The sequence below is a fragment of the Mucilaginibacter pedocola genome (genome assembly GCF_002013915.1).
Taxonomy (GTDB): Bacteria; Bacteroidota; Bacteroidia; order Sphingobacteriales; family Sphingobacteriaceae; genus Mucilaginibacter; species Mucilaginibacter pedocola.
In genome coordinates, this window is sequence record NZ_MBTF01000009.1 from 1 (window position 1) to 21361 (window position 21361).

The window sequence follows — 21361 nt, forward strand, 5'->3', positions numbered from 1 at the left end:
CTCCTATGTTTGTTACCAATTAATATAGCTAATAATTTTGTATTGAGTGAAGGAGTATGAGAGCCGATTTGTGCTCAAACAACTCATGAAGTATGTTCTCGCAAAGATACGGCCTCATGCTCTTTTGCCCATTGGAGTTTGAACAGAATGTAAGGCATACTGCATAGCGGTATAGCTTGGATATCCAACCAGGAGACAAAACGAAGATGGGTTATTCACTTATTAAAATAGATATTAACAGGTGATGACAAGTGTTTTAAAGCAAGTTGCCGGCATTGATGTGGCACAAAAGGAATTAGTAGTATCGTTAGGCAGGATAGGCAGCTCCCTTGAGAAGGATATTTACGCTTGTAAATCGTTCGCCAATAAAGAATCGGGCTTTAAGGCTATGCTGGTTTGGGTAAGCAAGCATAGCGTAAACACTACCAGCGTAAGGTATGTGATGGAAGCCACCGGCGTTTACCATGAGAAGCTGGCGTACTACCTGTCCGACAACGGTTACGAGGTTAGCATAGTACTACCCAATAAGATCAGCAACCATATAAGGTCGCTGGATATCAAAACCATTACTGATAAAACTGCTTCAAGAGGCATTTGCGATTTCGGGCTTGGTACAAAACTGGAGGACTGGCAGCAACCGGAGAAGGGGTTCAAAACATTAAGGCAGTTAACCCGGGAAAGGGGGCAATTGATAGCAGAACGTACGGTGGCTAAGAACCAGCTGCACGCCGAGCAGGCAGAAGCATACCCTAACGAAAGGAGCGTAGCCAGGCTCAAAGATCGTATCGGGCTGTTCAACAGCCAGGAAAAAGAAGTTAAAGAAGAGATCGATGCCCTGATAAAGCAAGATGCCGAATTGACTAAAAGAGTACGTACTATTACATCTATCCCCGGCGTAGGGTGGCTTACGGCAGTTACCATCCTTGCAGAAACGAATGGCTTCAACCTGATCCGCAATAAAAGGCAACTGGTAGGGTATAGCGGGTTGGATGTAAAAGTTAAAGACTCGGGCACTTCGGTAAAAAGTAAGCCTCGTATATCCAAACGAGGGAACCGTTATTTACGGAAGGCAATGTATATGCCTGCATTAGCCGCTATACGTAGCGACAAGCATTTCAAAGCAGTGTTTGTGAGGTTAGTATCTAAACATGGAATTAAAATGAAAGCGGCGGTAGCGGTGCAGAGGAAGTTATTAGAACTGGTTTACACCCTTTGGAAAACAGGCGAGAGGTACGACAGCCGCTACCTGCAAGTACAAAGCGAGGAAGCAACCTCATAAAATAGTTAGGGTGGTTAAAGCTAAAGCCAACCACCCTAAACAGGCTGGCATAAAGCCGCCTTAGACAACAAAAGTAAAAAATCATTTGGTAATCAACACAGAATCTTTGCGGTTTTTCTTTGCGTACTTTGCGGTTAAATAGCCAACTATGCTATTACCACTGCGCCCTATCGTATTGATTGGGCCATTTTATCTCCACACCCAACTCGTGCGCGGCACGCAGCGGGAAATGCGGGTCGCGGAGTAATTCGCGGGCCAGTAAAACCAGGTCGGCTTGTTCGGTTTCAATAATTTCGTTGGCTTGTTCGGAGGTGGTTATCAAGCCTACAGCGCCGGTTGGTATGCCTGCTTGCTTTTTAATGGCTTCGGCAAATTCTACCTGGTAGCCGGGTTTTAGCGGAATGCGTGCACCCAGTACGTTACCGCCGGTGCTGGTGTCTATCAGGTCGATGCCTTTTTCGAGTAATATTTGGGCTAAGGCTACCGAGTCATCTATCGCCCAGCCGCCTTCGGTCCACTCGGTAGCGCTGATGCGCACGAACAGCGGGTACTCTTCGGGCCAAACTTCTTTTACCGCATCTATTATCTCTAACAACAAACGCACGCGGTTCTCAAAGCTTCCGCCATAACCATCGGTACGCTGGTTGCTTATTGGCGATAAAAACTGGTGGATAAGATAGCCATGCGCGCCATGCAACTCGATCACCTTAAAACCCGCCGCCAGCGCACGCACCGCCGCCGATTGAAAATCGGTTATCACCTTGGCAATACCTTCCCTGTCCAGTTCCAATGGCGACTCTTCGCCGGGCTTAAACGGTATGGCGCTTGGTGCGTAAGTTACCCAGCCATTATCCTCGGTTGAGGATATTTGCCTGCCGCCCGTCCAGGGTTCGGCGTGGCTGGCCTTACGCCCCGCATGAGCCAGTTGCACACCCGCAACAGCGCCTTGCTCCTCAATAAAATTGGTTATCTCTTTTAGTTTGGCTATGTGCTCATCTTTCCAGATGCCCAGGTCGGCAAAGCTGATGCGCCCCTCGGGCGATACCGCCGTTGCTTCGGTAATAAGCAACCCCGCACCCCCCACGGCGCGGGCACCCAAATGCACCAGGTGCCAGTTGTTGGCAAAGCCGTCGGTGCTGGAATACTCGCACATGGGCGATACTACGACGCGGTTTTTTAATTCGATACTCTTTATTTTTAAGGGAGAGAATAAGTGCGGCATGATGTAGATTTTGTACAAATATGCTGAGTAAACAGCTATGCACGTTTCACAGTTTTGTAAAATACTATAACAGGGTTAATACGAACAATTATAGGCGAAACGGTGTTACATCCTCTTTATTGCATATATTGTGTTACCCTAAGCACGTTATAATTTGACTACTTACGCTACGCTTATCATTCTTAGCGGACTGGTAATTTTCAGTTACCTGTTCGACCTTATTGCCGGGAAAACCAAAATCCCTTCGGTGATACTGCTGCTATTCCTTGGCATTTGCATCCACCTGGTCAGCGATTACTTCGGCATGCGGAAACTCAACTTTACACCTATACTCCCTGCCTTGGGTACGCTGGGATTAATACTCATCGTTTTTGAAGGTGCGCTTGAACTTAAATACAGCAAAAGCAAAAATGCCGTCATCAAGCGGTCCTTCGTTTCAGCGCTTACTATATTGCTTTGTACGGTAGCACTTATAACCGCAGGCTTTTACTATATCAGTGGCGAAAGCATTTACAAATGCTTCATCAATGCTATTCCTTTTTGCGTGGTGAGTTCGGCAATTGCCATCCCCTCGGCATCGGGCATGAGTAAGGATAAAAAGGAGTTCATCATCTACGAATCGTCGTTCTCCGACATCCTTACGGTGGTGCTGTTCAACTTTATGCTGAGTAACAATAAGCAAATCACGTTCGGCTCCTTTGCTACGCTTGGGGTAGAACTGGCGTTGATATTGGTTGTTGCCGCTGGTTCCTGTCTTTTATTGCTTTATCTTATCGGCAGGTTAACACACCATATTAAATCGTTCTTAATTATCGCCATACTGATATTGGTTTACAGCATAGGGCAATCGTACCATCTGTCGGCGCTTATTATTGTGCTGGCTTTAGGCCTGTTTTTGAACAATGCCGGACAGATAAAATTTCCCTGGTTCCGGCGGATATTTATTTACCCAACGCTTGGGCAGGATATTAAGCAGCTATTCCAGTTATCTGCCGAAAGCGCCTTTTTAATGCGGACGTTTTTCTTCATCATCTTCGGTTACACCATGGATGTTTTTCAGCTGCGCGATGGTTCGGTAATAGCCAATGGCGGTATGGTGCTGCTTATTATTTACCTGGTCAGGTTCATTTACATCAAAGCAGTTTTAAAAACCACCTTGCTGCCCGAACTAGTCATCATCCCCCGCGGCCTTATCAGTGTATTGTTATTTTATAACATCCCGGCCAACATCAAAATGCCGGCAATTGGTACAGGGATATTGTTTGTGGTGATATTGGGTACCAGTGTTATTATGAGCCTGGGATTATTGGGCACGCGGAGGCAAAGTAGCGGTACGCAGGAGTTTGAAGATGTGTAGGAGTGCTATGAACCCGAAGCTGAGTGGTTAATATAAAACGTTCCGATGGAACGTAAAAGGATAAATTTTTGATTTTTCTACCGATAAATCGTTCCGATTGAACGAAGCGCCTTTTCATCCCTTCGGGATGTTTTATGGGTAGTAGAAAGAAAGGACAGGAAAAGTTGTACGTTCTATAGGAACGTCTTATGAATATCCCGCTATGCAATCATTATTAATATTACAACATTACCCCTCCCCAAATTTCTCTTTTTCCTTTTTACTTACTACCAGCAACACTTCGTCATTCTCCAATAGCAGGTAACCATACTCGTAACAGAAAAAGTATCGCGCACCAGCCTGTGTTTTATAACTGCTGGTGAAGTAATCAAAATCGAAGCCGTTCTTCAGCATTTTATCGCGCGTGGTTTTGGTTTTACCCGATGGGTTTAGCTCCTCCATCACGCGGCGGTTGCGGCGCAATATGTTGTTAATATTGCGCACCAGGTTATAACTATTACTGTTGAGCTGGTTATTGTAGCTATTGCGGCACATGTCGTTACAGAATTTTTTATCTGCACGCCCATGCAGCGGCTCGCCGCAATCTAAACAGGTTCGTTGGGTATTCACTTCATAAAGTTAATGTATTATTTATCCGTTTGCAAACGCTTACAAACGGATACAATCGCTTATAAGTATTTACTATACGACTAAGCCCCTCGCCCCACCCCACCTTTGTACTATCAATTAAAATGATAACATAATTTAAAATTTACGATGATGACAGCATTAAAAAACAGCGTGAGGCTTATTGGTAATTTAGGTATGGACCCCGAAGTAAAAACCTTCGACAACAACCGCAAACTGGCGCGTATATCCATAGCCACTACCGATAGCTATAAAAACGATAAAGGCGAAAAAGTGACCGATACGCAATGGCACAATATAGTTTTCTGGGGCGCACAAGCCACCCTTGCCGAAAGCTACCTTAAAAAAGGTGATGCCGTAGCCATAGAAGGTAAACTAACCAGCCGCAACTATAACGACAAAGATGGCAACAAACGGTATATGACCGAGATAGTGGTGAATGAGTTTGTGAAGATGGGGAGTAAGGCGTAAAAAACTTTGTCTTCAATTTTACCACAGAGTTCGCAGAGGTTGCACGGAGATTCGCAGAGGCTTTGCAAATTGATTAGAGTTTTTCTCACGCAGATACAGATCCGATAGGGAAAAACAAATAGCCATTATGCAAACTCATTACCACATGCAAGGCTCTGTGTACATCTGTGTTTTTCTCTCTGCGAACTCTGTCGTTAAATAAGCATGCTGATCAAACTCAACAAGCCAAAATTACGGCGTTGTCACCGCCACCGGCAACACTTTCCCGTTAAAAAACCGGCTCCCGGTAACAGCAAAATCGGCAATGTATTTGCCCATTTCAAATGCCATTACCGGCGATTCGTAACCGGGGAAGGCTTGTTCCAGCATTTCGGTTTGTGCGGAGCCTAAAGCCAGGCAGTTTACCTTGATGCCCTGCGGAACAAGTTCCTGCGCCAGGCATTCTGTAAGCGTGTGCAGCGCGGCCTTGCTTGCCGAGTATGCTGCCAGTCCGTTGAATTTTGCACTGCCCTGGAAGGCGCCCATGCTGCCTATGTTGACGATGTGTGAACCTTCTACCATAAAGCCAAGAAGGGCTTGTATTATGCGTACATGGCCGATGTAGTTACTTTGCAGCATTTCTACAAAGTCGGTTTCTGAGAGTTCAATGAAGGGTTTGTTGATGAGCACGCCGGCATTGTTTACCAGCACATCTACCCGGTTATCAAAGTTGGATGCGATGAATTGCTGAAGCCCGTCGTAATCGTCGTGCACAATGTCGAAAGCGATGGCATATATCTCGCAATCGGGGTTTAGTCCTTTGGCTATCTCCAGCAATTTTTCCAATCTGCTTTGCGATCGCGCCAGTGCCATCACCTTATGCTTGCCCGATAAAATAAGTTCTAATACAGCTTCGAAACCAACGCCGCTGCTGGCGCCTGTTATAATGATATTCATAGGTTAACGTTCAATAGGGGGATCCAACTTACTGAAGTCCCTTTCCCATTCTTTTCTTATTTCCCGCTGCCACTCAACAGAGTCATCTATCTCAGCAAACGGATTTAAATGCTGATTATCCTCTATAAATTTCTGGAGGCGTTTAAGGCGTAACTGCCTACTTGTTTCTTCGTCAGTCATAGTTTAAAGGTACAAATTTATCTTAAACCACCAATTTCTCTTCCACCGGGTGTGCTATCAGATACAAGCCATCGGTTATCAGCTTTTTGTATTCCGGCTCGGTGGCGGCTTTGTTTTCCAAGAACTGCCTTATCTCTGCTGCAAGTTTTGGCTCGGCATCATGGTGCTCCAGCAGTTCCAGTATTTCGAGGGCGCAAAGCCAATCATCGTGATGGAATTTTTGCAGCATGTACCAAACGTTACCCAAATAGCCAAAGTCGCCGCCGCGGTGGCGACGGTTGCGTACTTGCTGGTAAAGTTTATGCAATTGCAGGGTACTTTCGTCGTACTCGGGGTGATGCGTTGCCGTGGCCGACCTGTAGGCTACCTCTAAAAAAGCATCTTTATCGGCAGCGCCGCAAAATACCGAGGTTATCTTCTCGCCCACAGCCATATCATAAACACCCCAGCTTGGGTCGAACAACAAGCCGCCATCGGCGTCCGTCACGGTGCAGTTAGTGAAAGTGATGATCTGAATTTTATCAGCTTCGATATGAATGCTTTTTATTTTACCCGATACTTTTATACCATGTTCAAATTCCAGTTCAATAGTTTTACCCGTTTCAATTCCGGCGGCTTTTAACTCTGTAGCGGTTAGGCCTTCCAAAGCTTTTTCTTGCCCTTTCAGCCTGCCTACCGGCGAGCTGAAGCCATCTTTATGGTAACCTTTGCCATGCCCTTTTAGTTGTTTGTTGCCTACGGCTAATGCGGTTGGCCCTGTGGTTTTCAGGAACGACACATCGCCCTGGGCATCGGTTTTAAACTCTGTAAACGTACCCGATACCTGCAGACCCGAGCTATAAACTGCCGTACAGGTATTTTTGCTATCGACTGCCTTCTGCAGACCATATGCCCCACCCCGCCTGAACGACATGGTATCGGCAAATTGCTCCAGCACATCTATCAGGTTTTGGAAAGTCGGTGTTACAAAAAGCTGCGGTTGGGTTTTGGTAATATCGTAAGTATAGTTAACGGCATCAATGGTATAAGGTAATTTCTTCACCTCATCCATCATACAACTGGCACTCTCGCCAATGGAAGATAGCAAACCCGCACCATATATCTTCGGTTCGCTAAGCGTTCCTATCAGCCCGTATTCCACCGTCCACCAATGCAGGCGGCTCAGCAGGGCCATTTCTGAGGGCTCGCCCATGTTTTCCTGCCTATGAGCAACCGATTCTTCCGCTTGTTTTATTTCTGCTTCGTCGGCATCGGGCATTTCTTTCAGGATAGATAGCGCCCGTATAGCCTCGTACAGTTCAAAATCCTGCGCGCTGAACATCGCCTTCGCCCCTATCGAGCCAAAATAACTGAGGTACTGATGGTAATCTTTGTCGGCAATAATGGGCGCATGCCCGGCCGATTCATGAATAATATCAGGCGCAGGCGTGTACTCGATGTGTTTCAGTTGGCGTATATCCGCAGCAATTACCAGTACCCGGTAGGCCTGGTACTCCATAAAGGCAGCGGGCGGTATAAAACCATCAACAGTGACCGCACCCCAGCCAATTTTGGCCAAAGCGTCGTTCATTTCCTGCAGGTCGGGTATTTTCTCTATCGTTAAACCCGCTTTTTGCAGGCCGGGGATGTACGGATAGTAAGCTACATCCTTTAAATAACTATAATTTTGGCGCATTACGTAACGCCACACGGCATGGTCTACAGGCGTGTAATGCTCGTAGTGCTGCGGAACAATAAATTGCTTTAAATGGGCAGGCAGCGCAGCTACCTGCGGGTTGTTAAAATCGGCAGATCGGCTCATTAAAATGAGTTTTTTGGTTTCTTATTGGTACAGAAACAGCAAATAACCGATTATGATTTGAGAGTTTTTGGTTTCGGAATATTATTATTTTTTGAAGCGTAGGCTACCGAATTTTATTCCGAACAGATGGCTTATTTGCCCTTCCCGGCGAGTCGACTCACCCGGCCGACGCTATCGCTGGGCCACCCTCTCTACTTCGTAAAGAGTGTAAAAAAATGGAGCTCACCCTCTTTCCGCGTAGCGAAGAGAGGGTCGGGCAGTCCCGTAAGCTTACGGGAAACACCGGGGGTGAATAAAATTAGCGGCGCGATTTGGCAATTCCTATTTGCCCGCCTCTTCCTCCACCGTAATATCGTGTTTAGGCAATCCTTCCTCTAACCGGCTTGGGCGGATGAGGTAGTAAATACCCGACAAAGCCACAATAACCGAAATAAGATAGAACGATATGGGCAGGAAAACCGCCAGGTCCATATCCATCGGGAAAACACGGCTCAGCTGTTGAAAAACGGTTTCGCGAATACCGGCACCACCAACGCTGATAGGGATGATAGTGGCCAGTGCCGATACCAAAAATGATAACAGGTATGGAGAGTACTTACCTGTAAAATCTTGCCCCATCAAAATGCAGATGATAGCAATAACCTGCATGGACTGCACGCCAAGCGCTTTCAGGTGCCCCTCAAAAAAATAGTGGGTATACTCGCGGAAGAATTTATAAGCAACGCCGTAGTAGATGATAGAAGCCACTGTAAATATCGACAGCGGAATACCTATGTGTACATCTATCTGTGGTATCAAAAATATCAGCGCTACGGTTATCAGCCCAATTGCCCACAAGCCGCTCAGCCTGTCGAACATGATAGCCCAGAACACTTTTTTGGCGGGTAATTTATAGTTTTTGTTGAGGAGGTATATTTTATATCCGTCGCCCCCTATGCCGCCAGGAAGCAGGAAATTATAGAATAACCCCAGCAAATACAAACGGAAGTTGAAGCGCGGATCGAGATTAAGCTTGATGGATTTGAAATAACTTGACAAGCGCCACGACGAAAACACCATTGAGGCGGCGTAACAAACCAAAGCAGCAAACATCCACCAGTAATTGGCATTCACCAGCCTTAGTTTAACTTTTTGCAGCGGTACCTTACTAAATACATAATACAACAGCACGCTGGTAACCGCAAATTTAAGCACCACCTTGGTAACGCTCCACAGGGTATCTTTCCAGGTTTTGGGCTTTACAGCCATTTCCGTTTCTTCTACCTCAATTTCAGCCAAATCTTTCATTCGGATGCAAAGCTATGTTTTTTTTGGATTACACCGATTTCGCAGATTTGATTTCACAGATTTTAACAATTATCCTTTTGTTAGCTCATTATCAACCCCATGTAATCATTCGGTGCAATCGGTGTAATCATTCCTTAAATCGGTGAAATAAAAGATAAAAGCGGTACCTTTGCGGCAAATTTCATAAACGCTATGGGAAAAGTACAAGTTGGTATAGTGCAAATGACCTGCACCAAAAACAAACAGGAAAACCTTGATAAGGCTATTGTAAAAGTACGCGAGGCTGCTGCCAAAGGTGCGCAGATCATTTGCCTGCAGGAGCTTTTTACGTCGCTTTACTTTTGCGATGTAGAGGATTACGACAATTTTGCTTTGGCGGAGTCTATCCCCGGCCCCTCTACTGATGCTTTATCGGCAGTGGCGGGCGAGCTTGGTGTGGTTATTATTGCCTCGCTGTTTGAGAAACGTGCACAGGGCGTTTACCACAACACAACCGCGGTTTTAGATGCCGATGGCCAGTACCTGGGCAAATACCGCAAAATGCACATCCCGGATGACCCCGGCTTTTACGAGAAATTTTACTTCACCCCCGGCGATTTGGGTTACAAAGTTTTCAAAACCAAATTTGCCACCATTGGTGTGCTGATTTGCTGGGACCAATGGTATCCAGAGGCTGCCCGTATTACCGCACTAATGGGTGCCGAAATATTATTCTACCCAACCGCTATAGGCTGGGCTACCACGCAAGACGAAGCTACCAACGTAGAGCAATACAACGCATGGCAAACCATCCAGCGTTCGCATGCTGTAGCTAACGGTGTTTACGTAGTAAGCGTGAACCGCGTAGGCGAAGAGGCCGGCGTAAAATTCTGGGGCGGATCGTTCTTTGCCAACCCGTTCGGCGCTATTATGCACCAAACTACGCCTGACCAGGAAGAGATAGTAGTAATGGAACTGGATTTGAATGAATCTGACTACTACCGCAGCCATTGGCCGTTCCTTCGCGACAGAAGGATTGATTCATATCAGCCGATCACGAAACGTTTAATAGACGGAGACTAATTAAAGAAGTCCGAAAGTCGGAAAGACCGTAAGTCCGAAAGGGAAAAATAGCTCTATGAGTTTCAAGTTTGAAAAGTTAATCGTTTGGCAAAAAGCTGTAGACCTATCTGCAGATGTGAGCGAGCTGGTTAAGACTTTCCCAAAGGATGAACTATTCGTACTAACGTCTCAGATTAAAAGAGCTGCTGATTCGGTATCATTAAATATCGCTGAAGGCTCTACCGGACAATCAAACCCTGAGTTTAATAAATTCTTAGGCTATGCTCTAAGGTCGGACATTGAAGTAGTTGGATGCTTATATCTTGCGAAAAGGCGTCATTTGATATCCGACGATGACTTTACCAAACTCTATCAACAATGCGAGGAGATATTGGCAATGCTTAACGGACTTCGCAATTCATTAAAATAAATACCATTAAATCAATGGCTAAAAACAATATTCGTCTTTCGGACTTGCCGACTTCCGGACTTTCGAACTCCAAGCTTCACTTTCCCGCCGAATGGGCACCGCAAACCGCTATGTGGCTTAGCTGGCCACACAAGGAGGCTTCGTGGCCGGGTAAAATCGACCTGATCTACCCCAAATACTGCGAGTTTATAAAAGTGGTAACCGAGGGGCAGTTGGTACGTATCAACGTGGCCGATGCGGCGATGGAATGGTTCGCTAAACAGCAACTGCAATTAGCAGGAGTTGACTTGAACAAAGTAGAGTTCTTCCACTTCGCCACCAACGATGCCTGGTGCCGCGACCACGGGCCTGCCTTTTTAGTGAATTACGAAACCAAAGAGAAAGCCATTGTTGACTGGGGCTACAACGCCTGGGGTGGCAAATACCCGCCTTTCGATCTGGACGATGTTATCCCAACCAAAATTGCCAACCATTTTAACCTGCCGGTGTACCACCCGGGTATTGTAATGGAAGGCGGCTCGGTTGATTTTAACGGCGCGGGTACGTTGCTTACCACCACTGCTTGTTTGCTCAATGAAAACCGTAACCCGCACCTTAACCAGGGCGAGATAGAAGGCTACCTGCAAAAGTATTACGGCGTGGAACAAATACTGTGGCTGGGCGATGGCATCATTGGCGACGATACAGATGGCCATATTGACGATATCACCCGCTTTGTGAACACCGACACCGTGGTTACCGTGGTAGAAGAGAACAAGAACGACGAGAATTACCACATACTGCAGGAAAACTTGCAAACGCTGAAAACCCTGCGCCTGCTCAACGGCAAACAGCTAAACATTGTGGAGCTGCCCATGCCCGATGCGGTGATTTACGACGACCAGCGCCTGCCCGCCTCCTACGCAAACTTTTACATTGGCAACTCGGCAGTTGTGGTACCAACCTACCGCAGCAAGCACGATGATAAAGCACTGGATATTATTCAAACCTGCTTCCCCGACAGGAAAGTAGTAGGTATAGATTCAACAGATATCATATGGGGATTGGGCAGTTTTCATTGCTTAAGCCAACAGGAGCCGGCGGTGTAATATCAATTTTTGAGCTGGTACCAAGGCATGCCTAACAAGCCCTGCCTTAGTTCTATCTCCGCATTATTGCCCACCGTCATCCGGTAAAATACATTTTCGGGAACTTGGATCGATTTGGATTCGTGCACCAATCCCCATGGACCTAAGGTTACATGATATATTGTCCTTTTCCCTCTTGTTATATATACATCATCTATCCTGGCGGTAAAGGTTTGTGGCTTGGCTGTATCAAACATACAGTTTATGGTTGTTGTAAACCCAACTCCAAAAACTAAGGCCACAAAAACCATCATTATTACCTGCCCCTTCATTGCGTTTGCAGCATCGGCTTTCCCTTTCCAATACAATGCTCCAAAAAACAGTCCGGCAATGATACCCATCGGCACCCAAACGGTGTTAAGATCTATGAGGTTATATTTGATCAGGGGTTTTACCACCAAAAAAATACAAGAAATGAACATAGAATAATACAAACTATAAATAGGGCTGGTTCTCTTCGTCGCAAATTTAATTAGCCCTTTTTTGGCCACCATAAGCACTATTCCCACTAAAGGATAAATTATGATCATTACCGAGTACAGATCGCTGAATATTACGGCTTCAATAAAAAAGACGGAGCCGATAAGTACTATAAGCCCAAAGATGTTATAAAACCTTGCTAAGCGCCCGGCAGAACTTAAACTGTCCCTCCGTTCATCTTCCGAAATGCCAAACTCATCGCTTTGCAAAATATCTGTCAGGCTGGCCTGGTACTCTATAGCGTTCAGATCAGGATACCTCGCTTCAAGCTCACCTATCATCTCCCGGCTGTTACCAATGGCGTCATAATCGTTTATCATTATCCTGCGCGTATCCGACTCTACCGCGTAAATTAAGATCGCTTTCTCCTCTACCCTGAAGCCTTTTACATCGCTGTTAAAAAACTCCCTTGTGCCCAAAATACCGCTTACGGATATGGCGTTTGTTGACATAACAACTTTCCTTTTAATAACGTAGAGGCCAATTGTAGTACCTACAGTAATAAGCACGCATCCCGATACGATGCCGCCGGCGAGATTGCCATTACTTCCAATTTTAATTAACAAAAAGATCCCGAATCCAATTAAGGCTAAAGAAAACAGCCCATAAAAAAACTTCCACCACTTCGATAATGTGTATTCCTTATCCATTGTAATTATTTAGGTTTTTAAAGATATACTTTTACAAAGTATCAGAAGCAAACTTTTTCACCGACAATTTATCCTCACTTACCGACATCTATACTTACATCGCCAATTAGGGGTTTGCATATCTCAATTGTTAGTTTAGTTTTGGATAACATTAATATTTACACATCATGAACACCAACATAGATCCAAAACCTAAAAAAGCCGATGGCAAAGCCATGGCTGGGGCAATTCTGCTCGTTATAGGCGGCTTTTTTCTGCTGAAGCAATTAGGCGTCCTTTTTTTACCTGATCGCGTAGACCTGTGGCCATTATGGCTGGTTTGCGGCGGTTTATGGATGGGCTCTAAAAGCAATTTTCAAAAATCAAACTGGGTTATATTAACCGGCCTTGGTGCAATATTTCTTATCACCGAGAATATTAACGATGCCGACGGTTTTGTTTGGCCAATTGCCTTGATTGCTCTCGGCTTCTGGATAATCATGCGCAAAAAGAAAACTACCGAACAATTTGGCGAACCCGATTTTTGGGACAAAAAATACCAGGCAGGTGCCTACAGTGCAGAAAAACCCTTGGCAGATTTTGGTGATGCAGCTTATAACCCATCAGCCGGTGTACCCCCAACTGATAGCAACACTACCGGCACAACACCGCCACTATCGCACGATGATATTATCGACGCTACTGCCATCTTCGGCGGAGTAAACAAGAGTATTTTCTCTAAAAACTTCCGCGGTGGCGATATCACCAACATCTTCGGCGGCACCGAGCTTGATTTTACCCATGCCGATATTAACCAACGGGCCATCATAGATGTAACACAGGTATTCGGCGGCACAAAAATTATCGTTCCGTCCAACTGGCAGGTGATTGTAGATATGACAGCCATCTTTGCAGGAACCGACGATAAACGCATGAAAAGCATACAAACTGCTAAAAGCGACAAAGTATTGATCATTAAAGGCGTATCGTTATTCGCCGGGTTGGAAATACGCAGCTATTAATCAGGAACAGCAAACCTCATATCAGTTAATATAAAACCTAACAGTAATGAATTGGTACGTAGCAAAATTAGTTTTCAGGGTGATAAGCGGCAACGGCGACCATAACGCCCAGTTCGACGAGCAACTGAGGCTGATAAATGCCGACAGCGAGATACAGGCATTTGAAAAGGCGAGCCTTATTGGCCATGCCAACCAGGACAGCTTTATGAATGTGCAAAAGCAAACCGTTAAATGGCAGTTTATTGATGTGGCCGAACTAAACCCCATCAGCGGCCTTGCCGACGGCACTGAGCTCTACTACAACATACACGAAGCGCCGGATCCTGACCTGTACATTGCCTGGGCGCACCATAAATCGGCATTACTTGGGGTGAAGAACTAAGTAAAAGTTCCCCTCTTGAGAGGGGTTAGGGGTGTGTTATCCCGCGCGTTGCCAACACACCCCTCCCATTACACTCGCCCAACGCGCCCCCTCTCAAGAGGGAAAAAAGAAAAGCACGTTACTCTAAATAAAATAAACCAAGCGTTTTGGCATCAGAACAATTATCAGGAAAAAAACTATTCGGCGGCTTTGCTATATGTGGTGTGGTATGGGCCGCATTGCAAGCTTACCTGCTGCATAGTTTTGGCTTTTTATGGATGGTGGCTTTGGCCGATGCCGTAGTGAGCACGCTGCTGCTATCGCTGGCCTGTTGGCTTATTAATAATAACCTGCGCTACTACCAGCCCGAGCGTGGCAGCTATGTTTACTTGCTGGTTTGGTGCGGTGCCCTGGCCGCCGGTTGTGCTGCCTCCAGCCGCTACCTATTGCCCTTCTTTGGGTTTGGTGTGGTTTATGATAACTTCCTGAAGCAATCGTTCATTATCCGTATGTTTACTGATTTTTTGGCCATAGGCTGGATGGCCATGATCAGCGCCCTATTCTACTCCCAGCTTGACCATAAGAAAACCGAGCAACGCAAAACCGAGGCCGAGAAACTGGCCCGCGATGCCGAACTTTATAACCTGCGCCAGCAATTGCAGCCGCACTTTTTGTTCAATAGCCTCAATTCCATCAATGCACTTATCGGCTTCAGGCCCGAAGAAGCGCGCAAAATGGTGCATCAATTATCCGACTTTTTGCGTGGCACCCTGAAAAAAGACGACCAACTGCTGGTGCCGTTGAGTGATGAGCTTGCGCACCTGAACCTTTACCTCGAAATAGAGAAAGTACGCTTTGGGCACCGCCTGCAAACCGAAATAAGCTGCCACGATAAATGCGGAAAAGCGCTGATACCATCGCTACTGTTGCAGCCATTGGTAGAAAATGCCATAAAATTTGGCCTTTATGATACTACGGGTGAAGTAACTATTAGCATTAGTGGCGAACTGGAGGATAACTACCTCATCATGACCATACAAAACCCCTACGATTCGCAAACATCGCGCCCGCGTAAGGGTACCGGTTTCGGCCTCAGCGGGGTACAACGCCGCCTCTATTTGATATTTGCCCGCAACGACCTCATGGAAACCCACGCAAATGATAATATATTTACAACCATTATAAAAATACCGCAGTTATGACACGCGTTTTAATTATTGACGACGAGCCCCTGGCACGCATGGTTGTACTGGAATACCTGATGGCTTACCCCCAAATACAGGTATTGCAGGAATGCGGCGATGGTTTTGAAGGCTTAAAGGCCATACAGCAACACCAGCCCGACCTGATATTTCTGGATGTACAAATGCCTAAAATAAACGGCTTCGAGATGCTGGAGCTGGTAGAAACGCCGCCTGCTGTAATATTTGCCACCGCCTTTGACGAATATGCTATAAAAGCCTTCGAAGCGCATGCGGTTGATTACCTGCTAAAACCCTTCAGTAAAGAACGCTTTAGCAAAGCCATAGAAAAATACTTGCAGCACACCGCCACGGCAACGCCGGCTGCTACGGCAAAAGCTACCGAAAATCTGTTGGAAGAAGCCGCCCAGTCGCCTGCGCAAAACGAGCGTATTGTGGTGAAGACCGGCACTAAGGTGAAGATTATATCGGTACAGGATGTAGAATACCTGCAGGCCGACGACGATTATGTAAGTGTAATAACCGCCGAGGGCGCCTTCCTGAAAAACAAAACAATGGCCTTCTTCGAGAAGACCCTCGACCCGCGGCATTTCGTTCGCGTACACCGCTCCTACATCATCGCCATACAACAAATAACGCGCTTGGACCCTTACGAGAAAGACAGCCATTTGGCTATTCTGAAATCGGGCGCCAAAATACCGGTTAGCAAAACCGGGTACGTGAAGTTGAAGCAGGTGTTGGGAATATAAAAACTCAGCTTAGATTGTTACCTATGCTATACCGGCTGCATAAGTTAAAGCTTATGGTGATGTTTTGTGCAGTGCTGCTGTTCGCAATGCCGGTGCGCGCCCAAAAGCTTATCCGCAGCTACGTAGATACCGCGACAAAAACCATAGCAACCATTGAGCCTGATTCTGTAAACTACTCCGATCTGGAGGTTATTGGCAATGCTATAGGCAATAAAAGGGTAGTAATGCTGGGCGAGCAGGACCACGGCGATGCCCCCACTTTCCTGGCAAAAACAAGATTGATAAAATACCTGCACGAAAAGAAAGGTTTCAACGTACTTGCATTCGAGGCCGACTTTTATGGTTTGAATGAAGGATGGGATAAACTGGATAAAAATAAGCCTGCAATAAGCAAATACCTGCTGCAAAACATATTCCCCATCTGGACGCTTTGCAACACCTGCGAAACGCTTTTTTACAAATACATTCCCGGCACTTATCAAACACCAACCCCACTACTGATATCGGGATTCGATAGCCAGCAATACCTCGGTCACCCTATTCGAAACCTCAATAAAAATTTAGATAGTTTGTTGAGGGCAAATGATCTGCCTATAACCAAACAACCCAATTATGTTGATGGTATATTGCCACTGATAGATTCTTCAAAACGTTGGGGTTTTAAAAAACCTGCAACTATCGGCAGGGTAAATGAGTGCCTCGAAGCCTTAAGATCTATAAGGGCGCAACTTGAGGCAAAGTTAGATGGGCAGAATGTTTGGCTGCTGGTAATAGATAACCTGATACAGCAGGCTAAGGGCATAAAGTTTGAAATGGAAACGGGCAAGCCCGACCTTGCGGGAAGGGATGCGCAAATGGCTATTAATTTAAAATGGCTGATAGAGCATAAATTTAAAGGCGAGAAAATTATAGTGTGGGCGGCCAGCTACCATATAGCACGATCGTTAGAAAATGTGGATGCATCAATATACCGTGATAAAAAAACCATGGGAGCTTTTTTGGCAGAGACATTGAATGCTCCCGGTGAAGTGTACAACCTTGGCTTTGCCAGCTACGAGGGCACCGGCGGCCGTATCTATAGTAAAGGGTATAAGGTATCTACCCGCAACAAAAACAGCTTAGAGGCCTGGCTAAATGCTAAAGGCTATAAGTTCGCGTTTACCGACTTTAACAACTTCAATAAGCAGTTCCCTACTGCCGACGAAAAGTTCCCAACAGCAGCCCTGGGCCACTACACCACTACCGGATTGTGGAATAAGGTTTTTGATGGTATTTTCTTTATTAGGGATACTTATCGTTGCGAGAAATTAGAAGACCCGCTGAAAGTAAATTGAAATAAAAATCTGTTTAAATTAACAATTAAGAATAAAAGTTTATTATTTAAAAATCTAAAGAATATTATTCTGTTTTTTCTTTGATAAAACTAAACTCTTAGGTATGTTTGGCTATCAGTTATAACAATATGCCTAAGTTATTTTTCGTCCTCTTCCTTTCGCTTTTTACGCTAAATAAACCTGCCGACCTGCCCGATAGCAAACGCGCCAGCGATGTGCGCAACACCGTTTGGCCAAAACTCCAAACCGAATTGGCCGAAGCGGGTTTTAACAGCAATTACCGTATTTATCTGCGCATATTTAAACAAAGCAATGAGTTTGAGGTATGGGCGAAGAAAGGAAGCACTTATGCCCTGTTTAAACGATACGATATTTGTTTTTACTCTGGAGGCCTGGGCACCAAAACTAAACGCGGCGACGGCAAAAGCCCCGAGGGCTTTTACACTATTGGCCCCAAACAGCTAAACCCTGTAAGTAATTACCACCTGGCCATAAACATTGGCTACCCCAACCAACTGGAGCAGCAAAACGGCTACACCGGCGATGCCATTATGATACACGGGCATTGCGCTTCGATAGGTTGCTACGCCATGACGGATGCACGGATCGAAGAAATTTACACATTGGTTTACAAAGCCCTGCAAGCCGGGCAGGATAAGGTGAGCCTGGATATTTTCCCTTTCCGGATGGATAATGCACACATGCAGGCCTTTGCTACCTCCACTGCCCTCCCCTTTTGGAAGACAATGAAACCGGGATATGATCTTTTTGAGAAGAAGCATGTACCGGCTGCGGCTAAGGTGGTGAGGAAGAGGTACGTTTTTTAAATTGTAGAGACGCGATACCTCGCGTCTCCCCGTGCAATTCCCCGTTACTGGTCGAAGTTTTCAACTTCGACCTAAAATATAGCAAGCATCCTGCTTGCGAAACGCGGCGCAAGTTCCTGTCAACAGCATCAAGTTAAGTGCTATTCTGAAGCTGAAAGCTTCAGGTATTTTAGGTCGAAGTTGGAAACTTCGACCAGTGTAGATTAGAGTAGTGAACAGAGTTACTTTTACATCAGCAACACCATCCAGGCCTCCATTACCAAGCCTTTATCAAGTAATTGCCTGGCATGCAGGTGCAGCTGCAGGTCACGGGTTTGGCTGTCGCCGATGGTAGCATCAAATAGTTCTTTTATCTCGTCGCGTTGAGCGTAGGCATCTATTTCTTCATCGGTAGGCAGAGATTCTACATTACCCAATTGACCAAGGTTATTACCCGTAAGCACGGTGGAATTACGGATGGTAGCCGGAATACTATCTACCCCAATACCCATGGTGCGTACAGGCTTAGCCACCTGGAAAAGGTTATCGGCCGTAACGTGGCAATACCAATCGCCACCGAGGCGGGCCACCAGATCCATTTTGTGCTGGTTTATTTTGCCGTCGGCATCAAGCAGATCATCCTTAATGTGTATCAGTTTAATTTCGGCAACCACCAAATTACCCGCGCCGGGGCCATCGCCAAGGCTTATTACATTAGTTACTAAGCACTCAAATTGCACCGGCGATTCAGCCACACAGGGCGGTTTAACCAATTCGGATGGCACCTCGGTTAGCCCCGATTTCATGAATTCGTTTACCCCGGCAGCATACTCCACACTGGAGAGCGATACCTGCTGCACCATATCGTAATTAACAATATTGATCACGCACTCGGGCACCTCCAATATATTCTCCAATGTATGTTTAGTGGTATTATCCCTCACCCTACGCGCCGGCGAAAACACGCAAACAGGCGGGTTAGTACTCATCATGTTAAAAAAACTGAAAGGGCTTAAGTTGACGTTCCCCTCTGCATCCACCGTAGATGCCAAACATATTGGCCTCGGCGCTATGGCATAATGCAGGTAGTTTTGCAGTTGGAGGGGAGTAAGGTCAGCAGTATTTAAGGTCTTCATATAGCTATTTAATAAACTATGTCTTTGCGAGGAGCGGTGAGGGTTTGAGCGCCGGGGCGACGTGGCAATCTCGTAGCTAAGCATTACCGCACGCACGGCAACCCGGCCTGACTGAATGTCCAATGAGATTGCCACGGCTCGCCTTTCCACACAAGCCCCCCGCGTGAGCCTCGCAACGACATGGTGGTTAGGCAAGTGGCTATTTCTTCAATTTAAGTATTGAAAACTCAATCTCACTCTTTTTAATAATATTCCCCAAAACGCCCAAACCGGTAATTTCCATTTCCACCAAATCGTTTGGCTGCAGCCATTGGGGTTGGTAGTTGGCGTCATTCAATAAACCCGTACCGTTTAGTTCCAAAAAGCAGCCGGTGCCTACCGTGCCCGAGCCTATTACATCGCCGGGGAGTACATCGCATCCGTAGGCGCAGCGCTCAATAATCTCGGCAAAGGTCCAGTCCATATCGGCCATGTTGCCGCTGCTCACTTCAATACCATTTACAGCGCACTTCATTTGCAGATTATAGGTATTACCGGTGTGGCCGGGTTTGGCTTCTACTTTGTATGGTTCCAGTTCGTCGGGCGTAACCAGCCATGGGCCAATTACAGTAGAAAAATCTTTCCCTTTCGCCGGGCCAAGGTTGAGCAGCATTTCTTCCATTTGCAGGGTGCGGGCGCTCATGTCGTTCATGATCATGTATCCGGCTATATAACTATCAGCATCCTCCGCTTTTATGTTGCGGCCTATTTTGTTGAGCACTACCGCTACTTCTAATTCAAAATCGAGTTTTTCGAAATGGTCGGGCATGCACTCTATCTCGCCGGGGCCTTGTATGGCATTGTGGTTGGTGAAATAAAATATGGGGTATTGATCAAACTCGGGTATCATATCTACCTTGCGATTTCGGCGGGCGGCAGCCACATGCTGGCGGAAGGCGTAACCGTCGCGGCAACTGCTGGGGTGGGGTACGGGCGCTATCAACTCGTAAAACAATTCTTCCTTACCCGTTAACTTACCGCTTAACAGATCTTCGTTAACCCTAAGGGCATGCTCCATCAGTTCTGGGCCTCCCCATAAAAACTCGTTCATACTATCGGGAATAAGTTTATCGCAACTATTGAGGTTGTATATATGCCCTTTAATGTAAACGCCCAGGTGCTCGCGGTCTTCGGTTTTGTAGGATACTAATTTCATAAGTCAGGATTGGTTTTATATGGTTTAGATACTTTTTGAGAAAGCATATTGAACACAATTATGAATGCGGCGGCAATAAGCAAATCGGCAAATAATTTAATGAAATCAATTTTGATACCGTACGCTAATGGATCGTCTGATTTTCCAGAAAAATAGCTGTAAAAGTAAAACGGGAAACCAATGTGGTCTGTTCCGTCGGAAGCAGAGTGGAACTCCGAGAAGATGAAAGTTATAACTACCCAAACCAGTAGCCCAAGCAAGGTTGTTTTTTTCCGGCTCATGGTAAATATGTTGGCTTTTCTGATCGGGTTTTCTTCTTCACATTGCGCTCCAAAAAAACATGGATGCCGTATATCAAAGCGGCAAGCGCGGTAAGGTCTAATATAAAATTACTCATGTTAAAACCGGTCTGGCTATGGTTAACATAGCCGGATCGGCCACTTGTATAGCGGTAAAAATTCCAGGGCAAACCTACACCCATATAGCCTTCGGTGGCGGTTTTATCGCTGGTAAACAGGTAAGTTAAAATAACGCAGGCAACAACTCCAATAATTACGGCTTCTTTCCGGATCATGTTGGTTTTTATAGATGGATAAGCCAAACATAGTTATTTTGGTTGATTAAGTAAGTGGTTGCGTGGAGAGTGGTTTGATTTACCACCTGTGATGCCTACGACGGCGAATCCATTT

Annotated in this window: 23 protein-coding genes; 12 read left to right on the forward strand and 11 right to left on the reverse strand. The window is 45.9% G+C overall.

Annotation, left to right across the window (positions count from 1 at the left end; genetic code table 11):
- Nucleotides 1–244 precede the first annotated feature (244 nt).
- Nucleotides 245–1279, forward strand: coding sequence for an IS110 family RNA-guided transposase (locus tag BC343_RS11090; RefSeq protein WP_078346504.1), 1035 nt, complete (start codon nt 245–247; stop codon nt 1277–1279).
- A 154-nt stretch (nt 1280–1433) separates the two neighbouring features.
- Here BC343_RS11090 and namA read toward each other — a convergent pair whose 3' ends face one another.
- The gene (gene namA / locus BC343_RS11095; protein WP_078347855.1) at nt 1434–2501 is read right to left on the reverse strand and encodes an NADPH dehydrogenase NamA; all 1068 of its coding nucleotides are present in this window, start codon (nt 2499–2501) and stop codon (nt 1434–1436) included.
- Between the two features lie 154 nt (nt 2502–2655).
- Between namA and BC343_RS11100 the strand changes: the two genes are divergently transcribed.
- Nucleotides 2656–3858 carry a cation:proton antiporter domain-containing protein gene (locus tag BC343_RS11100; protein WP_078347856.1) on the forward strand — a complete coding sequence of 401 codons (1203 nt, stop codon included), beginning with the start codon at nt 2656–2658 and terminating at the stop codon, nt 3856–3858.
- A 228-nt stretch (nt 3859–4086) separates the two neighbouring features.
- Here BC343_RS11100 and BC343_RS11105 read toward each other — a convergent pair whose 3' ends face one another.
- The gene (locus tag BC343_RS11105; protein WP_078347857.1) at nt 4087–4467 is read right to left on the reverse strand and encodes a hypothetical protein; all 381 of its coding nucleotides are present in this window, start codon (nt 4465–4467) and stop codon (nt 4087–4089) included.
- 147 nt (nt 4468–4614) lie between these two features.
- On the opposite strand from BC343_RS11105, the gene BC343_RS11110 reads away from it, so the two are divergent.
- Nucleotides 4615–4956 (forward strand): single-stranded DNA-binding protein, encoded by a 342-nt coding sequence (locus tag BC343_RS11110; protein ID WP_238381757.1) that lies wholly within the window; start codon nt 4615–4617, stop codon nt 4954–4956.
- A gap of 231 nt (nt 4957–5187) precedes the next feature.
- On the opposite strand, the gene BC343_RS11115 is transcribed toward BC343_RS11110, so the two are convergent.
- The 4 genes from BC343_RS11115 to BC343_RS11125 all read right to left on the reverse strand — a co-directional run bounded on the left by BC343_RS11115 (nt 5188) and on the right by BC343_RS11125 (nt 9160).
- Nucleotides 5188–5892 (reverse strand): SDR family NAD(P)-dependent oxidoreductase, encoded by a 705-nt coding sequence (locus tag BC343_RS11115; protein WP_078347859.1) that lies wholly within the window; start codon nt 5890–5892, stop codon nt 5188–5190.
- Between the two features lie 3 nt (nt 5893–5895).
- Nucleotides 5896–6072, reverse strand: a complete 177-nt coding sequence (locus BC343_RS30990; protein WP_156088747.1) for a hypothetical protein — start codon at nt 6070–6072, stop codon at nt 5896–5898.
- Between the two features lie 22 nt (nt 6073–6094).
- Nucleotides 6095–7873: an aromatic amino acid hydroxylase gene (locus BC343_RS11120; RefSeq protein ID WP_078347860.1), complete on the reverse strand. Its 1779-nt coding sequence runs from the start codon at nt 7871–7873 to the stop codon at nt 6095–6097.
- A 321-nt stretch (nt 7874–8194) separates the two neighbouring features.
- Entirely contained in the window at nt 8195–9160 is a 966-nt protein-coding gene (locus tag BC343_RS11125; RefSeq protein WP_078347861.1) for a lysylphosphatidylglycerol synthase transmembrane domain-containing protein, read from the reverse strand.
- Between the two features lie 192 nt (nt 9161–9352).
- Between BC343_RS11125 and BC343_RS11130 the strand changes: the two genes are divergently transcribed.
- From BC343_RS11130 to BC343_RS11140, 3 genes are read left to right on the forward strand one after another with little or no spacing between them, the layout of a single operon-like run.
- Nucleotides 9353–10222: a carbon-nitrogen hydrolase gene (locus BC343_RS11130; protein WP_078347862.1), complete on the forward strand. Its 870-nt coding sequence runs from the start codon at nt 9353–9355 to the stop codon at nt 10220–10222.
- A gap of 55 nt (nt 10223–10277) precedes the next feature.
- Complete coding sequence (locus BC343_RS11135; protein ID WP_078347863.1) at nt 10278–10631, forward strand: four helix bundle protein; 354 nt, start codon at nt 10278–10280, stop codon at nt 10629–10631.
- Nucleotides 10632–10645: 14 nt separating this feature from the next.
- On the forward strand, nt 10646–11719 hold the full coding sequence (locus BC343_RS11140) for an agmatine deiminase family protein (RefSeq protein ID WP_078347864.1): 1074 nt from the start codon (nt 10646–10648) through the stop codon (nt 11717–11719).
- 2 nt (nt 11720–11721) lie between these two features.
- Here BC343_RS11140 and BC343_RS11145 read toward each other — a convergent pair whose 3' ends face one another.
- Nucleotides 11722–12690 carry a hypothetical protein gene (locus BC343_RS11145; protein WP_143822149.1) on the reverse strand — a complete coding sequence of 323 codons (969 nt, stop codon included), beginning with the start codon at nt 12688–12690 and terminating at the stop codon, nt 11722–11724.
- Nucleotides 12691–13055: 365 nt separating this feature from the next.
- On the opposite strand from BC343_RS11145, the gene BC343_RS11150 reads away from it, so the two are divergent.
- From BC343_RS11150 to BC343_RS11175, 6 genes are all read left to right on the forward strand, one after another.
- Nucleotides 13056–13889: a LiaF transmembrane domain-containing protein gene (locus tag BC343_RS11150; protein WP_078347866.1), complete on the forward strand. Its 834-nt coding sequence runs from the start codon at nt 13056–13058 to the stop codon at nt 13887–13889.
- Nucleotides 13890–13935: 46 nt separating this feature from the next.
- The gene (locus BC343_RS11155; RefSeq protein WP_078347867.1) at nt 13936–14271 is read left to right on the forward strand and encodes a DUF4288 domain-containing protein; all 336 of its coding nucleotides are present in this window, start codon (nt 13936–13938) and stop codon (nt 14269–14271) included.
- 146 nt (nt 14272–14417) lie between these two features.
- Nucleotides 14418–15452 carry a sensor histidine kinase gene (locus BC343_RS11160; protein WP_238381758.1) on the forward strand — a complete coding sequence of 345 codons (1035 nt, stop codon included), beginning with the start codon at nt 14418–14420 and terminating at the stop codon, nt 15450–15452.
- Nucleotides 15449–16201, forward strand: coding sequence for a LytR/AlgR family response regulator transcription factor (locus BC343_RS11165; RefSeq protein ID WP_078347868.1), 753 nt, complete (start codon nt 15449–15451; stop codon nt 16199–16201). The genes BC343_RS11160 and BC343_RS11165 overlap by 4 nt, the downstream gene beginning before the upstream one ends.
- Nucleotides 16202–16224: 23 nt before the next feature.
- Nucleotides 16225–17535 carry an erythromycin esterase family protein gene (locus tag BC343_RS11170; protein WP_078347869.1) on the forward strand — a complete coding sequence of 437 codons (1311 nt, stop codon included), beginning with the start codon at nt 16225–16227 and terminating at the stop codon, nt 17533–17535.
- A 128-nt stretch (nt 17536–17663) separates the two neighbouring features.
- Complete coding sequence (locus tag BC343_RS11175) at nt 17664–18362, forward strand: L,D-transpeptidase family protein (protein ID WP_143822150.1); 699 nt, start codon at nt 17664–17666, stop codon at nt 18360–18362.
- Between the two features lie 227 nt (nt 18363–18589).
- On the opposite strand, the gene BC343_RS11180 is transcribed toward BC343_RS11175, so the two are convergent.
- The 4 genes from BC343_RS11180 to BC343_RS11195 form a co-directional block, all read right to left on the reverse strand.
- Entirely contained in the window at nt 18590–19477 is an 888-nt protein-coding gene (locus BC343_RS11180) for a flavin reductase family protein (protein WP_078347871.1), read from the reverse strand.
- 199 nt (nt 19478–19676) lie between these two features.
- Nucleotides 19677–20672, reverse strand: a complete 996-nt coding sequence (locus BC343_RS11185) for a fumarylacetoacetate hydrolase family protein (protein WP_078347872.1) — start codon at nt 20670–20672, stop codon at nt 19677–19679.
- Nucleotides 20669–20953 carry a hypothetical protein gene (locus BC343_RS11190; RefSeq protein ID WP_078347873.1) on the reverse strand — a complete coding sequence of 95 codons (285 nt, stop codon included), beginning with the start codon at nt 20951–20953 and terminating at the stop codon, nt 20669–20671. Before BC343_RS11190 ends, BC343_RS11185 begins: the two co-directional genes overlap by 4 nt.
- Nucleotides 20950–21246, reverse strand: coding sequence for a hypothetical protein (locus tag BC343_RS11195; RefSeq protein WP_078347874.1), 297 nt, complete (start codon nt 21244–21246; stop codon nt 20950–20952). Before BC343_RS11195 ends, BC343_RS11190 begins: the two co-directional genes overlap by 4 nt.
- Between the last annotated feature and the right edge of the window lie 115 nt (nt 21247–21361).